The 14,445-nt window shown below is 54.6% G+C and carries 11 protein-coding genes, 3 tRNA genes and 1 pseudogene; 1 reads left to right on the top strand and 14 read right to left on the bottom strand.

Annotation, left to right across the window (positions count from 1 at the left end):
* Positions 1 to 313 precede the first annotated feature (313 nt).
* Positions 314 to 472, top strand: a pseudogene (locus DPQ25_RS15340) (rRNA adenine N-6-methyltransferase family protein); the annotation flags it as partial.
* A gap of 153 nt (positions 473 to 625) precedes the next feature.
* Here the strand turns inward: DPQ25_RS15340 and DPQ25_RS10525 are convergent.
* The 14 genes from DPQ25_RS10525 to DPQ25_RS10460 all read right to left on the bottom strand — a co-directional run bounded on the left by DPQ25_RS10525 (position 626) and on the right by DPQ25_RS10460 (position 14,426).
* Positions 626 to 1,891: a DNA polymerase Y family protein gene (locus tag DPQ25_RS10525; protein WP_112333137.1), complete on the bottom strand. Its 1,266-nt coding sequence runs from the start codon at positions 1,889 to 1,891 to the stop codon at positions 626 to 628.
* A 167-nt stretch (positions 1,892 to 2,058) separates the two neighbouring features.
* Positions 2,059 to 2,601, bottom strand: coding sequence for a hypothetical protein (locus DPQ25_RS10520; protein WP_112333136.1), 543 nt, complete (start codon positions 2,599 to 2,601; stop codon positions 2,059 to 2,061).
* A 270-nt stretch (positions 2,602 to 2,871) separates the two neighbouring features.
* Positions 2,872 to 2,948: transfer RNA gene (locus DPQ25_RS10515), tRNA-Val, on the bottom strand.
* 44 nt (positions 2,949 to 2,992) lie between these two features.
* Positions 2,993 to 3,067: transfer RNA gene (locus DPQ25_RS10510), tRNA-Glu, on the bottom strand.
* Positions 3,068 to 3,071: 4 nt separating this feature from the next.
* Positions 3,072 to 3,148, bottom strand: a tRNA-Met gene (locus DPQ25_RS10505).
* A gap of 105 nt (positions 3,149 to 3,253) precedes the next feature.
* Positions 3,254 to 4,762 carry an IMP dehydrogenase gene (locus DPQ25_RS10500; protein WP_112333135.1) on the bottom strand — a complete coding sequence of 503 codons (1,509 nt, stop codon included), beginning with the start codon at positions 4,760 to 4,762 and terminating at the stop codon, positions 3,254 to 3,256.
* A gap of 353 nt (positions 4,763 to 5,115) precedes the next feature.
* Entirely contained in the window at positions 5,116 to 5,871 is a 756-nt protein-coding gene (locus tag DPQ25_RS10495) for an acyl-[acyl-carrier-protein] thioesterase (RefSeq protein ID WP_112333134.1), read from the bottom strand.
* Between the two features lie 161 nt (positions 5,872 to 6,032).
* Positions 6,033 to 7,313, bottom strand: coding sequence for a serine--tRNA ligase (serS, locus tag DPQ25_RS10490; protein ID WP_112333173.1), 1,281 nt, complete (start codon positions 7,311 to 7,313; stop codon positions 6,033 to 6,035).
* A gap of 73 nt (positions 7,314 to 7,386) precedes the next feature.
* Positions 7,387 to 8,244, bottom strand: coding sequence for a ParB/RepB/Spo0J family partition protein (locus tag DPQ25_RS10485; protein WP_112333133.1), 858 nt, complete (start codon positions 8,242 to 8,244; stop codon positions 7,387 to 7,389).
* A gap of 126 nt (positions 8,245 to 8,370) precedes the next feature.
* Positions 8,371 to 9,135, bottom strand: a complete 765-nt coding sequence (locus DPQ25_RS10480) for a ParA family protein (RefSeq protein WP_112333132.1) — start codon at positions 9,133 to 9,135, stop codon at positions 8,371 to 8,373.
* Between the two features lie 522 nt (positions 9,136 to 9,657).
* A complete protein-coding gene (locus DPQ25_RS10475) occupies positions 9,658 to 10,515 on the bottom strand; it encodes a ParB/RepB/Spo0J family partition protein (protein WP_112333172.1) in 858 nt (285 codons plus the stop codon).
* A gap of 394 nt (positions 10,516 to 10,909) precedes the next feature.
* Positions 10,910 to 11,650: a 16S rRNA (guanine(527)-N(7))-methyltransferase RsmG gene (gene rsmG, locus DPQ25_RS10470; protein WP_112333131.1), complete on the bottom strand. Its 741-nt coding sequence runs from the start codon at positions 11,648 to 11,650 to the stop codon at positions 10,910 to 10,912.
* A 496-nt stretch (positions 11,651 to 12,146) separates the two neighbouring features.
* The gene (gene mnmG, locus DPQ25_RS10465) at positions 12,147 to 14,036 is read right to left on the bottom strand and encodes a tRNA uridine-5-carboxymethylaminomethyl(34) synthesis enzyme MnmG (protein ID WP_112333130.1); all 1,890 of its coding nucleotides are present in this window, start codon (positions 14,034 to 14,036) and stop codon (positions 12,147 to 12,149) included.
* 63 nt (positions 14,037 to 14,099) lie between these two features.
* A complete protein-coding gene (locus tag DPQ25_RS10460) occupies positions 14,100 to 14,426 on the bottom strand; it encodes a hypothetical protein (protein ID WP_112333129.1) in 327 nt (108 codons plus the stop codon).
* Positions 14,427 to 14,445: the final 19 nt, after the last annotated feature.

Genomic DNA, 14,445 nt, shown 5'->3' with positions numbered 1-14,445 from the left:
CTCTGCCCGTCAAGCAAAAAGAAAACGTTTTCCTGCCGGCCGTCCGGTTTTCAACAGCAAGGAGGAGCTTTGGTGGAAAATACGGTTCCTCGCTTGTAACCAACAAAATTATGTGTTATGCTTTTATAAAGAAGCTCTGCCCATTTTCCGCTCCGGGAAAATAAATACAATTTGTATAATAAGGAGAGTTTATACGCCTCATGTATGCTTGTATCATTCGTATTCGCTGATATTGCGCAGCTGCACCGATGAACGCCGGTGTGCTTTGCTGCGCCTAATTTTCAGCAACGAATGAAAATGAGGTGTATTTTTTATGTCCAAAAAACAAGCGCAAGGGCTGCCCCTTTCCATATCTCAAAATTTTCTCACCAGCAAGCGGACCATTGAACGCCTGGTCCGGCACGCCTGCCTGACCAAACATGACACCGTGCTGGAAATCGGCGCGGGGAAAGGTCATATCACGCGCTGCCCGGCACAATACAGCGGATCGGTCATCGCCTATGAGCTCGATTCTGCCCCCGCTGCCCGCTTCCGGCGATATTCTCTACATCCAATGGCTCTGCCTTTTCCGAGCATGGCTGCAATACGGCAGCAAAAATTACTAACAGGAGCCGGTTTTATCATCCTACTCTCCGTTTTTCTGCCCCGCGTCGCCATCCCGGCGGTTTTTCAGCTGCGCTTCATATTTTTTCCCTACCTGAAGCTGGGAATGGTAGACGGCCCCCCGCACCACGGCGTCCGTTCCAAAGGCATTGCGCAGGCTGTCCATCGCCTGGTCGAGCCTGCGCTCCTTTTCTTTTTTCGCGTCCGCAAACAGGCTGAGCTGAGCGGTATCACCAAACTGAATATCCGTCATGGAAAGGCCGAGCAAGCGGAGGGGAACCCGCTGTTTCCACAGCTCCGCCAGCAGCAGCTTTGCCTCCGCGTATACCTCGCTGGTAATATCCGTCGGCTCGGCCAGCTTTCGCTGGTGCGAATGGTTTTTAAAATCCCTGCCGCGGATTGTGACCGCTACGCAGCCGCCCCTTGCCTGGTCGGCCCGCATGCGCCTGGTGACGCCATCCGCCAGCAGCAATAAAATGTTGTGGGCTTCCGGCAGCGTGGTGACATCCGCCTCCAGTGTTGTCGAGATGCTATAGCCCTTCGCCTTTTCGGGCTCCGCCAACACCGGCGAGTCGTCCCGGCCATTGGCGTAGTCCCAAATCTGCTGCCCCGGCTTTTTCCCCAGCAGCAGCTGCACCCGCCGCAGCTCCGCATTCGCCAGGTCCCCAATGGTGCGAATATGCGCCTTTTCCAGCTTTTCCGCCGTTGCGCCGCCAACCGAGAACAACTCCCGCACCGGCAGCGGCCATAGCTTTTCCTCAATATCCGCGGTAAACAGCGTGTGCACCTTATCCGGCTTTTCAAAGTCGCTTGCCATTTTTGCCAGGATTTTATTGGGGCCGATGCCGACGTTTACCGTGAACCCCAGCTCTTCACGAATGGCATCCTTGATGGCGCCTGCAACCGCGGTTGGATCCGGGTAAATTGACCCCGTACCGGTCATATCCAGAAAGCATTCATCAATGGAGAACTTTTCCACCACCGGCGCATATCTGCGGCAAATCTGCATGAACGCGCGCGAATTTTTCTCATAAAGGCGGAAATCGGGCCGCAGCAACAGCAGGCCGGGGCACTTTCGCAGCGCCATGCTCACCGGCTCCCCTGTACGGACATGGTATTGCTTCGCCGGAATTGATTTTGCCAAAATGATCCCGGTGCGCTTCTCGCGGTCCCCCCCGATGGCGGAGGGAACCAAACGGATATCGGGTTCCCCTGCCGCCACCCGCCGGGCGGCCTCCCAAGAAAGATAGGCGCTGTTGACATCAATATGAAAAATCAGCCGTTCCATGCGATCTCCCCCTTTCACTACAGATTTATGCGGAAGCCCTGTTAACAAAAGCCTCCAGGCCCAAATGGGGCCCGGAGGCTTTTATACGCGCCGGGAATACTCCCCGCTTTTAGCTCTTTAAAAATATTTCGCCTGTACCGCCCGGTAATCCCTGCGAAGGGGCCCTGTCAGGCCTTAAATTCCTGGAAGGCCTTGACCGCCTTGTCGCGCAGCTCAATATTCTCGGCAGCGCCGTCGTTGAGGCTGGTATCCACATAGATCATCAAGTACTTTCCGCTGTTGGAGATATAGGCTCCTGTGACGGTCTGCCCAATCAGGTCGAAGCTGCCATTGGCCTTAACGCTCTCAAGAACCGCTTTTGCCGTGTCGTTCAAATTTTCCGGGTCATACTCATACAGCTCCACGCGCACATTGCTGGTTCCGCCCGCCGCGGAAAACAGATATTTATAGCCGGTTTCCTTCGCGCCGATAAAGTCGCCCTTCATTTCGGCCTTTTCACCGCTCACATAGCCGTTTGTCAGCATAAATTCAGCCAGGCCGTCGAGGCTGTCCGCTACCTCGGACTCCGCTTTTGGGGTCAGCGCACTGGAGGCGGAGCCGCTCTCTGTACCGGAAACGGCGCTGGAAACCTCGCCGCCCATACCGCACGCCGTCAAAGAACCCATGCAGACCACTGCCGAAAGCAAAACCGCCGCAATCCGTTTATTCATAAAAAATCCTCGCTTTCTTCCTTGTGTTCTCAGCCGCCGGCCTCAGGCAAGCGGCGCCTTCTCACGCCGGGGGTTCATCTCCAAAAATAAGAAAAACCGCTCTAAAGCGGTTCTCTGTTCTTCCGATTGGCATAACCGCCCCGGCAATACGCCTTTACTGGTTGTAGGGTTTCAGGCCGGTCCGGCGGCCCGCTTTTGTCCAGCCAACACACCCATTTCATGGGCCCAAACTAAACAAAAGGCGGTAAGCGTGTGCTCACCGCATGTATGTGGTGGACACAAGGGGACTCGAACCCATGACCTCTCGCGTGTGAGGCGAGCGCTCTAACCAGCTGAGCTATGCGTCCATAGGTTACAAGAGGAATAAACCCCTGTAACTTGCTATAAAAATTGGTGACCCGGACGAGATTCGAACTCGTGAAACCGCCGTGAAAGGGCGGTGTCTTAACCGCTTGACCACCGGGCCGAATTGGTAGCGGCAACTGGACTTGAACCAGTGACACTCCGGGTATGAACCGAATGCTCTAGCCAACTGAGCTATGCCGCCATTTATGCTCCGCCGCACAAATGTGATGCGGAGCGTATTTTATTATAATATAGTTTGTCCGGTTTTGTCAAGATATTTTCTGAAATAATCAAAAAATTCGCGTGATTATTTCATTCTGGTCATGTTGGTGTCCTTCAGCACAACATCGTGGGCACCGCCCTCCTTGATGCTCACCGCAGAAACCAACGTCAGCTTTGCCCGCTGCTGCAGCTCGGGTATGGTCAGCGCGCCGCAGTTGCACATGGTGGATTTCACCTTGCTCAGCGTCAGGCTGACATTATCCTTCAGGCTGCCCGCATAGGCCACGTAGGAATCCACGCCCTCTTCAAAGGAGAGCTTCTTGCTGCCGCCCAGGTCATAGCGCTGCCAGTTGCGCGCACGGTTGCTGCCCTCGCCCCAGTACTCCTTCATATAGGTACCGTTGACGTTGACCTTATTGGTGGGGGATTCGTCAAAGCGGGAGAAATAACGGCCCAGCATCACGAAATCCGCGCCCATTGCCAGCGCCAGCGTAACATGGTGGTCATAAACAATGCCGCCGTCGGAACAAATCGGCACATAGATGCCGGTCTCTTCAAAATACTCATCCCGCGCCTTCGCCACATCGATGACCGCCGTCGCCTGGCCGCGCCCAATCCCCTTTGTTTCACGCGTGATGCAGATGGAGCCCCCGCCGATGCCGATTTTGACAAAATCCGCTCCGCAGTCCGCCAAAAAGCGGAACCCCTCGGCATCCACTACGTTGCCCGCGCCGATCTTGACGCTGCCGCCATAGCGCGCGCGTACCCAATCAATGGTGCGCTTCTGCCATTCACTGAAGCCCTCGGAGGAATCGATGCACAGAATATCCGCGCCGGCCTCCAGCAGCGCCGGCACACGCTCAGCATAATCGCGGGTGTTGATGCCTGCGCCCACCACGTAGCGCTTCTGGTCGTCTAGCAGCTCATTGGGGTTTTCCTTGTGGTTGGCGTAATCCTTGCGGAAGACCATATAGACCAAATGCCCGTTTTCATCGACGATGGGGAGGGAGTTTAGCTTGTGCTCCCATATAATATCGTTGCACTCCGAAAGCGTGGTGCCCCTCGGGGCTGTAATCAGCTCCGCAGCAGGCGTCATAAACGCGGAGACCGGCAGATCCTCCGGCATACGGCTCACGCGGTAATCCCGCCCGGTGACAATCCCCAGCAGCTTGCCGTTTGCCGTACCGTCATCCGTTACCGCCACCGTGGAGTGGCCTGTTTTCTCCTTGAGTTCCAGGATGTCGCCCAGCGTGCAGCTTGGCTGGATGTTGGAGTCGCTGACAACGAAGCCGGCCTTATAAGCCTTAGCGCGTGCAACCATGGCGGCCTCGGCCTCAACGGACTGAGAACCATAGATAAACGAGATGCCGCCCTCCTTTGCCAGGGCAACCGCCATGCGGTCGTCGGAGACCGACTGCATAATAGCCGATGTCAGGGGGATGTTCATCTCAATCGCCGGCTTCTCCCCTTTTTTATAGCGCGTTACCGGCGTTTTCAGGCTGACATTGGCGGGAATGCACTCCGCAGAGGAGTACCCCGGAATCAACAAGTATTCGTCAAACGTATGGCTCGGTTCATTGTAAAAATACGCCATTGTAGTCCCTCCACGCATATTATAAATTGATGTATAAAAAAGCCCAGCAGCTGAAAATATAGGGCTTCGCCCCGATCCGGGGGCTTTTGCTGAAAACTTGGTTTTCAGCCTCTTCGCCCGGCGGACAGCAGCTGGCTTAACCCTGCCCCGTTGTTTTTCCGGAGCCTCTACCGGCGGCCTCTAAAAGTACTCGCCGCGCTCTCGCGCGGGAGGGGCCTCGCCCCGATTCGGGGGCTTTTTGCTGAAAACTTGGTTTTCAGCCATTATACCATATTACAGCCTTCTTTTCAATGAACAACCCCGACAAAACTAGCCGTGCTTCCTGCGGCTGTTCTGGCCCTTTTTTACCGCGTTTACTCCGCCGGTGAATCCTCCACCAACGCGCGCGCGGAAAAGCCCAGGCCGCGCGGGTTGAAGCCCTGCAGGGTAACCACGCCGTCCTCCTCCCCGCCGAAAAGCTCCAGCGTCTCGCCCAGCATGCTCTCGTTAATATAATCAATTTGAACCGCGCGCAGGCAGCGGCCCATCATACCGCCCGGGATGAAGTCCTCAAAAATATCCCCGTAGATGGTATTGTTAATGTGCCCGTTGTAGTCCAGGTCCGAATAGCGCACCACACGCTCGCCGAGCGGCTCCAGGCCCTTGGCACGGATGCGGGTGAGGCGGTCCTCCGGCGCGACCCGTTCATCTACAAAAATACCATAGGCGTAAAACTCCTGCGGCCGCAGAATTTTATGATTCAGCGGATTGGCGGCTACGCTGCTCTGCATCACACCGGCAAGCAGCTCCTCCCCGGCATAAATCTGAAAATCCCGGTAAAACTGCGCCTTATTGCTGCCGCGCGGATGCGTTTTAATCGTTACAATTTCCGCATTGGCAGGCATGCGGTGAATTTTAACCGCGTTGGTAATAATCAGGAATACAATCCCGTCCTCCTTCATCTTCTGGTACCCGATGCCCAGGGCGGCGAGATGGTTCTCGCTGGTCTCCTGGCACATATGCAGCAGGGCGCTGAGCTTTAGGGTGCTCTGAGCCCCCACCTCATAGCTGGCCACACGGACGGTGCGGCAGTACTCCTCTATTTTTACAATTTGCTTTTGATCTTCCATGCTATTTTATCCCCTTCATTCAGCCATGCGTTGATTCGTTTTTGCTCGTTCCCCGCCGGTGAAACAGCCGTTTATCTGCGGCCGGAAGCGCCGTTCCAAGGAACAGCGCTTCCGCCTTGCCCCGAGCGCCCAATATCCTCGCCGGATATTGAATAGCCGGGTTATTTAATCACTTCCTGTCCGCCCATGAACGGACGCAGCACCTCCGGCACGGTTACACTGCCGTCGGCGTTCTGATACTGCTCGACAATGGCGGGCAGCACACGGCTGGTCGCCAGCCCGGAAGCATTGAGCGTGTGCGCGAAATGCAGCTTTTTGTCCGCGCCGCGGTATTTTATATTGCCGCGGCGGGCCTGGTAAGCGCGCGCATTCGAGGCAGAGCTGACCTCTTTATAAATGCCCATGCTGGGAATCCAGACTTCAATATCATAGGTTTTAGCCATGGAGAACGAGCAGTCCCCGGCGGCCAGACGGCTCAAGCGGTAGTGCAGGCCGAGCTTTTGTACCAGGCTTTCCGCTTTGCCGACCAGCTCTGCAAAGGCCTGGCCGGAGCCCTCCTCCGTCGTGTACTGCACCATTTCCACCTTGTTGAACTGGTGGCCGCGGATCATTCCGCGCTCTTCGCTGCGGTAGCTTCCCGCCTCCCGGCGGTAGCAGGGCGTATAAGCGATGTATTTGCGCGGAAGCTCTTCTTCGCTGAGGATCTCATCCCGGTGAAGATTAACCAGTGCCGTCTCAGCCGTTGGCAGCATAAACTTTTTGTCCGCGGAGGTGGGATTTTGAATCCAATATACCTCCTCGCCGAATTTTGGGAACTGTCCTGCCACATAGCCGCACTCATAGTTGAGCATATGCGGCGGCAAAACCAGCTCATACCCGTCGGCTAAATGCTCGCTGACAAAAAAGTTGAGCAGCGCCCATTCCAGGCGCGCGCCGGCGCCGCGGTAGACCCAGGCCCCGTTTCCGGCAATTTTAGCGCCGCGCTGATAATCAATCAGCCCCAGGGACTCGCACAGATCCACATGATTTTTTGCTTCAAAATCAAATACCGGCTTTTCCTTAAAGTAGTGGTCCGGCACATTCTGCTCCTTGCCGCCCGCGGCGACATCCTCGTCCGGCAGGTTGGGCAGGCTCAGCATCAGCTCCCGCTGCTTCTCTTCCCACTCGCTCAGCCCGGCATTGGCCTCTTTGACCTTTTCCGACAGCTCCTTCATTTCCGCCATCAGCGCGGAGGTGTCCTCGCCCGCCTTTTTCATGGCCGGGATCCTTTTGGTCATTGCGTTTTGCTCCGCCTTCATGGATTCCGCATGCCCGGTCAATTCACGGCGCTTCTCATCGATGGACAAAATCTCATCCACCACCGCGTCCAGGTCCATCTCTCTTTTGCGGATGCCTGCCTTGACCGCCTCCGGATTGCTCCGAATTAATTTAATATCCAGCATAATACTACCTGCTCCTTTTCCTTCCGTTTCTTTTCCTTTGTTTTCAACCGCCGGGGCGCTGTTCTGTGGAAAATCAATCCCGGTCAAACAATTTCATTAGCTCCGTCAAATCCTCTTCCCCGTAGAACTCAATTTGCAGCATACCCTTTTTCTGGTTCCCGGAGATGGCCACCCTTCTGCCCAAATGGTTGTGCAGCGCCAGCTCGGCCTCTTCAAAATAACGCGGCTTCCGCCTCGGCCTTACCGGTTCCGGCTCCCCGACTTCGTCGTTGACCCGTTTTGCCAGCCGTTCCAGCTCTCGCACCGAGAGCTCCTTTTCCACCGCAAGCTTGGCAGCCTCCAGCATATCCTCCCGGCGCTTGAAGCTCAGCAGTGTGCGGGCATGCCCCGCGGACAGCGCACCCTCCTCCAACATTTGCAGGACCTCTTCGGGCAGGTTCAACAGCCGCAGCGCATTGGCAATGGCCGGCCTTGATTTTCCCACCGTGCGGGAGACCTCCTCCTGTGTCAGCCCGTACTGCTCCATCAGCGCCTGATAGCCGCGGGCCTCTTCAAGCGGGTTTAGATCCTCGCGCTGCAGGTTTTCAATGAGGGCCAGCTCCATGACCTCGCTGTCCGTCAGCTCCCGAATCACCGCCGGTACCTCGGTGACGCCTGCCATTCGGGCGGCACGCCAACGCCGCTCGCCGGCTACAATCTGGTAGCCACCCCCCATCAGCGGGCGGACCAGCAGCGGCTGCAGCACGCCGTGCTGTGAGATGGAATCCGCCAGCTCAGACAAAGCTTTTTCGTCAAAATCCTTACGGGGCTGCTCCCGGTTCGGCTCGATCTCACTGGTTTTTAAGGCAATGGCCGCGTTGCGGTCTTCTGTATCATTCTCTGCAAAAATTGCGTCCAGGCCCTTGCCCAGACCGCCTTTTTTTGAAGCCATTCTATCGCTCCTATCCCGTTATTCATGATGCTTTGATGCCGAGGCGGCATAACGCTTTGCCTCAGTACCAGCCAGTGTGTTGTATATCGTTCTATCAGCCCGATTGCCAGTCTCTTTTTTTCTGTGTCAGGCATTGAGCCTGAGAATTTCCTCTGCCAGAGCGCTATAGGCATAGGCGCCCTTATTGTTGCGGTCGAAATACTCTATTGGTTTTCCAAAGCTCGGCGCCTCTGAAAGCCGCACAGCCCTGGGGATCACCGTTGCAAAAACCTTGCGGGGAAAATACTTTTTTACCTCATTGACCACCTGCTGGGTAAGGTTCAGGCGTCCGTCATACATGGTGAGCAGTACGCCCTCAATCTCCAGCTGTTCATTATATTGCCGTTTAACGCGGCGAACGCTGTTCATCAGCTGGGAGAGCCCCTCCAGCGCATAATATTCGCACTGGATTGGGACCAGCAGAGAATCTGCTGCACAGAGGGCATTGGTGGTAATCAGGCCCAGGGAGGGCGGGCAGTCGATAAAGATATAATCATATTGCCCGCGCAGAGGCGCCAGCGCGGCCCGCAGAATTGCTTCACGGTGGTCAAAGTCCACCAATTCAATTTCAGCAGCTGCCAGCTCCATGCCCGAGGGCAGCAGATCCAGGCCCTGAAATTCGGTGTGCAGGCAAATTTCTTCCGCCTTTGCCTCGCCGATCAATACATCATACATGGTTTTTCCCTGCTTGCGCCGGTCAATTCCTACGCCGCTGGATGTATTGCCCTGCGGGTCAATATCCACCAATAGGACCTTTTTCCCTTTTGCGCCGATGGCTGCGGAAAGGTTGACGGACGTGGTTGTTTTACCCACGCCGCCTTTCTGGTTTGCCACTGCGATTATTTTACCCAAACCTGTACTCCCCTTTCCTGTTGTGTTCATGGGCGCGGGGCAAAAACAAGATCCTGCCGGTTATATTTTTGCCCTTGATGCATTTATTATTGCATCATTATTATAGCATCAAATGATATGAAGGAAAAGGCTCTGAATCAATTTTCCTGTAATGTTTCATGTGAAACATTGACTGGCCCTGAAGGCAGGCGCCTTTCATTCCACTTTTCTTTACAGAATAATAAAATAAAAGCCTAAGCAGCAATTAAATTTTTTCTTGGCTTACCGGCTGCAAACGAGCGTCTCTTTCTGCAAGGACGAATGCTTGGCTGCGCCTGCAGAAATTTAGGCCCCCTCGTTTCAGCCGCCAGCCTCATATGCCCGGCAGTTTTCCATTGGTTCCATTTTTAATGGCCTGGCGGCGTTTTCCTTACAATGTAAAACAGGAGCAGCATAGCTGCTCCTGTTTTACAAAAGGGATATAAACAAAAAGGGAATGGGTTTTTCCTTGTAAGCAAAATTAATTTAGGATTGCCGCTTCCTTCAGCCTGTCCGCTTTACCGGAAAGGTTGAAATTGGCGAGCCAGCCGGTAACCGGGCCGCCTCCGCGGCCGCCTTGGGAATGCGTACCATATATTCAATATATTCCTCTGTCTCATTCTGCCGGCTCTGGGCGGCGATACCGCTTTTCTTCATGGTATCCACCGCATGGCGCAGCGTATTCATAAAAATACGTACATCCTTTACCACCATGGTCGGACGCTTCTTTTTGGGCTTTGCCGCCTCTCCCTGCAGGAGCCGGTCGATATATTCCTCGCTTTTGGCAACATTCCAGCCTTTTTCAATAATGACGCCCAGCGCATGCTCCCGTTGCTTTTCATCGCAAATACGCAGCAGCGCACGCGCGTGCCGCTCCGTTAACCCGGCCCGGTTTATCGCGTCCCGCTCGCTGTCCCTCAGCTTCAGCAGGCGAAGCTTATTGGCAAGTGCGGATTGGCTTTTCCCCAGCCGCAGGGCAGCTTCCTCCTGTGTGACACCCCAGCGCTCTATCAGCCTGCGCAGGCCCTCGGCCTCCTCAAATACGCCCAGGTTCTGGCGCTGCATGTTCTCCGTCATTGCCAGGACGGCGCTTTGCCCGGCATCACATTCGTTGACAATGGCTGCTATGGACCTCCACCCGAGCAGCTTTGCCGCCCGCAGTCTGCGTTCGCCGGCAATCAGCTCATAGCCCGCACCGTTTTTGCGCACGGAGATCGGCTGCAACAGGCCGTTCTGACGCAGGCTTTCCGCCAGCCCTCTCAATTCCTCCTCGCGAAAAACCTGGCGGGGCTGAGCGGGATTCGGAGCAACCCGCTCCAGGGGAATCTGTACAACCTTACGTTTATCCATTAAATTCAACATGTTGTTAAGCTGCCGTGGAAAACACGCCAGCCTTTCCCACCTTTCTCTTTTCCCATTGATGCTGGGCCCTATGCTGAAGGCCGCGTTTGGCTTGTCCACAAGGGAGCAATTTCTTTACCTAAAAGATAGCATACCAAGCATAAGCATCGTGTCATAATATGCGCCGGTCAATGAACATTATTTTGGCGCATTCGTTCTTTATTTCGCAGATAAAGGTGGTAAAAAGAGGTAATAATTAGAAATAATGGTAATTTTTTCCACATTTATTTTTTCAATAGTGGAAAACTGGTTGCGCCCCTTGCCCCCTCGCACCGTCTTGTAAATAGAGGACGGCTAAGAGAAACAGGAGCCGTGCTTTTATACAGCTCCTTTATTTTTTTCGATTCCTTAAGTTTTACAGCAACGGCTCTTTTTTTATTTTGGCTGCCGGCCTGGGATAAAGCCGGTTGAGCGGCGCAACGCGCTGAATGAGGATCACCCGGCGCTCATCGCCGTCCGGAAGCCGATAAGCGCAGACCTTCCGCACCTTCCCCCCCAGCACACGGATAGCTTTGCGCGCCTCTTCCAGCTCCTCCTCCCCTTTTGGGCCCTTCATTGCCGCAAAAATTCCGCCCATTTTTACAAAGGGCAGGCAATACTCGCACAAACGGTAAAGCGGCGCGACCGCCCGGGCCGTAGCGACATCAAATTGCATACGCAGCCCTTGCTCCCGGCCCGCATCCTCCGCGCGCTGGTGAAGCAGCGAAACATCGACGCCGATCCGGTTTGCTACCTCCTGTAAAAAGGTCAACCGCTTTTGCAGGCTGTCAAGCAGTGTCATTGTGTCGCCGGGCCGCAGAAGCTTGACCACCATGCCGGGAAATCCCGCGCCGGTTCCCACATCGATCCAATTCAGGCTGCTGTTCAGCAAGGGTTGAGCTGTCTCCTCCGACGCGATTGCTTGCAGCAACAACGCGCTGTCCAAATAATGCTTGACCATCATCTCGTTTTCCTCCAAGATGGTGGTCAAATTCATCTTTCCACTCCACTCCTTGAGAAGGAGGAGGTAATCTGTCATTTGCTGCGCCTGCTGTTCTGTACAGCCTACTTTATTTTCCGCGAACAAGCGCATAAGTGCTTCTGTTATCTCTGACATTTTCATCTTCTCCTTTGGCGGCTGCAACGCCCCTCTTTGTTTAGCCCGATCTTCTCTCCATGCACAAACGGCCCGCACGTATTACGCGGGCCATTAAAAAACCTTCTCCTACGTCGGAACAAGTTGCGCTGGCTCTGATTTTTTATTTCATAAAAAATCAGCCGCCGCTCCACTGTTCCTCCTTTTCCGCAAAAGCTCTCGCCCAGCTCACCTGCTCGCTTGTAAACGCCCTCGCGACGGTTCCCTGACGCTACCAAGCTTTTGCGGGCTTGTACTACGATCGCTTGCGGGTATTCTTTGCCACATTAGAACAAGTTGCGCTGGCTCTGATTTTTTATTTCATAAAAGATCAATCACCGCTCCACTGTTCCTCCTTTTCCGCAAAAGCTCTCGCCCAGCTTACCTGCTCGCTTGTAAACGCCCTCGCGCCGGTTCCCTGGCGCTACCAAGCTTTTACGGGCAATGTCTTCGGCGCATTTTTCTATGGGCAGCCGTTTCATTGAACCCCTGTCCGGCCCTCTTCCATTTTGGCAAGCCATATCAGCAACACGGAAATATCCGCCGGACTGACGCCGCTGATGCGAGAAGCCTGGCCGATATTTGCCGGCCGTACCTTTTGCAGCTTTTCCCTTGCCTCCATTCGCAAACCGGTAATATTGGCATAATCCATTCCCTGCGGCAGCGTTCTCTCCTCCAAACGCCGCATCTCCGCAATATCAGCCTGCTGGCGCCGGATATATCCCTCATATTTCAATTCGATTTCAACTGCCTCAAAAACAGGCGCGGGTAAATTCGGACGCCCGGCATCAACAGGCGCCAGCGCCTCATAGTCCAGCTCCGGCCTCCGCAGCAAATCCGCAAGCCGCACCCCGGTCTGCACCGGCGATGTTCCACGTGAAACAAGAATGCCGTTCAGCTCCGGTGTGGGTGAAAATACCGTATTCTCCGCGCGCTCCAGTTCCGCACGCTTTTGTTGCTGCTTGCTGAGAAACCGTTTCCAGCGTTCATCGTCAATAAGGCCAATCTCCCTGCCTATGGGGGTCAAGCGCTCATCCGCATTGTCCTGCCGCAAAACAAGGCGGTATTCGCTGCGCGAGGTCATCATGCGGTAGGGATCCGTAACGCCCTTCGTAATCAAATCGTCCACCAATGTACCGATATAAGAGCTGGACCGGTCTAAAATCATGGGCTTTCGGCCCTGTATCTTCAGCGCGGCATTTACCCCCGCCACAAATCCCTGGGCCGCGGCCTCCTCGTAGCCGGAGCTGCCGTTAAACTGTCCCGCGCCATAAAGGCCGGGCAAATCCAAAAATTCCATAGACGCGCTCAACTGTAGGGGATCCACACAATCATACTCAATTGCATAGGCGGGGCGCATAATCTCCACATGCTCCAGGCCCTTGATAGTCCGGTAAAACTGCACCTGCACCTCCTCGGGCAGGCTGCTGCTCATGCCTTGCAGGTACATCTCCTCTGTGTCCAACCCACAGGGCTCAATAAAAAGCTGATGGCGCTTTTTATCTGGAAAGCGGACAATTTTATCCTCCAGGCTAGGACAGTAACGCGGGCCGACCCCTTCTATTTTTCCGCTGTACATGGCGGAACGGTGAATATTTTTCAAGATGACTTCTTTGGTTTTATCATTCGTCCAGCTCATATGGCACACGGCCTTATTACGAAGAGGGGTACAGGTGTCGTATGAAAAGGGAACAACAGGTTCATCCCCCTCCTGCAGCTCAAGATCAGTAAAATCGATGCTCCCGCGTAAAACACGGGCAGGCGTCCCGGTTTTAAAGCGCCGCAGGCTCAGGCCCAGCTTTTTCAGAGATTCCCCTAAAAAGGCAGCCGGAAACATGCCGTCCGGGCCGCTTTCAAAGGAAACATCGCCGACAAAGATTCTGCCGCCTAAAAAGGTGCCGGTAGCAATCACCACTGCCTTTGCCGTATAGCGCGCCTTCATGCGTGTTACCAGGCTCCAGACGCCGTCTGGACGGCGGTCAAGGGCTACAATTTCTGCCTGCTTCAGCTGTAGGCGCTCTTGCAGCTCCAGCTTATGCTTCATCAGCTTTGAATACTCCCGCCGGTCAATTTGTGCGCGCAGCGAATGTACCGCGGGTCCCTTGCCTTTGTTGAGCATACGGCTCTGCAGCATGGCGGCATCCGCCGTACGGCCCATTTCGCCGCCGAGGGCGTCGATCTCGCGTACCAAATGCCCCTTTGCCGTGCCGCCAATGGACGGGTTACAGGGGCAGTTCCCCACCGCATCCATATTGATGGTAAAAATCACCGTGGAGCAGCCGAGGCGAGCGCTGGCCAGCGCGGCCTCAATGCCGGCATGGCCCGCGCCAATAACCGCCACGTCATAGAAACCCGCATTATATTCCATATCTGTTTTCCCTCTGATCTTCTCTCTTATCTGTCTGATGCAAATCCCGGATTCAGCCGCGCCTCATCCAAAAACAAGCGTAACAATTGCTTCAATTCCCGCCCAAATAAATAACAACGGCGCTAAAAAAGCCCCGACCATAAACCCGCGCCGGATCATATCCGAAAAAACGCTTGCCTTCTTGCCGATGAACCAAAAAACCAGGCAAAACGGAAGAGAAATAATCATAATCATCAACATAAACACACTGACCACCGGAAAGGAAAGCCCATAATAAAAAATCAATAGGCCGGTAGCGGCAAAAATTGCCACGACATCCAGTGCCGCCAGCAAGATCAGGATGTTGCGTTTGACAGAGACCCCCTCATTATTACGCATATAACGCTTCATGCCGTAATCCTCCTTATCA

Origin of the sequence: Hydrogeniiclostridium mannosilyticum (genome assembly GCF_003268275.1) — a bacterium.
In the GTDB taxonomy this organism is placed as follows: Bacteria; Bacillota; Clostridia; order Oscillospirales; family Acutalibacteraceae; genus Hydrogeniiclostridium; species Hydrogeniiclostridium mannosilyticum.
This window is presented reverse-complemented; position numbering and strand designations above follow the sequence as displayed.

Excerpts from the sequence above, each read along its gene's own strand:
- DPQ25_RS10525 (WP_112333137.1), bottom strand. The coding sequence starts at position 1,891 with ATGGAACGGCTGATTTTTCATATTGATGTCAACAGCGCCTATCTTTCT.
- DPQ25_RS10520 (WP_112333136.1), bottom strand. The coding sequence starts at position 2,601 with ATGAATAAACGGATTGCGGCGGTTTTGCTTTCGGCAGTGGTCTGCATG.
- DPQ25_RS10500 (WP_112333135.1), bottom strand. The coding sequence starts at position 4,762 with ATGGCGTATTTTTACAATGAACCGAGCCATACGTTTGACGAATACTTG.
- DPQ25_RS10495 (WP_112333134.1), bottom strand. The coding sequence starts at position 5,871 with ATGGAAGATCAAAAGCAAATTGTAAAAATAGAGGAGTACTGCCGCACC.
- serS (WP_112333173.1), bottom strand. The coding sequence starts at position 7,313 with ATGCTGGATATTAAATTAATTCGGAGCAATCCGGAGGCGGTCAAGGCA.
- DPQ25_RS10485 (WP_112333133.1), bottom strand. The coding sequence starts at position 8,244 with ATGGCTTCAAAAAAAGGCGGTCTGGGCAAGGGCCTGGACGCAATTTTT.
- DPQ25_RS10475 (WP_112333172.1), bottom strand. The coding sequence starts at position 10,515 with ATGTTGAATTTAATGGATAAACGTAAGGTTGTACAGATTCCCCTGGAG.
- rsmG (WP_112333131.1), bottom strand. The coding sequence starts at position 11,650 with ATGTCAGAGATAACAGAAGCACTTATGCGCTTGTTCGCGGAAAATAAA.
- mnmG (WP_112333130.1), bottom strand. The coding sequence starts at position 14,036 with ATGGAATATAATGCGGGTTTCTATGACGTGGCGGTTATTGGCGCGGGC.
- DPQ25_RS10460 (WP_112333129.1), bottom strand. The coding sequence starts at position 14,426 with ATGAAGCGTTATATGCGTAATAATGAGGGGGTCTCTGTCAAACGCAAC.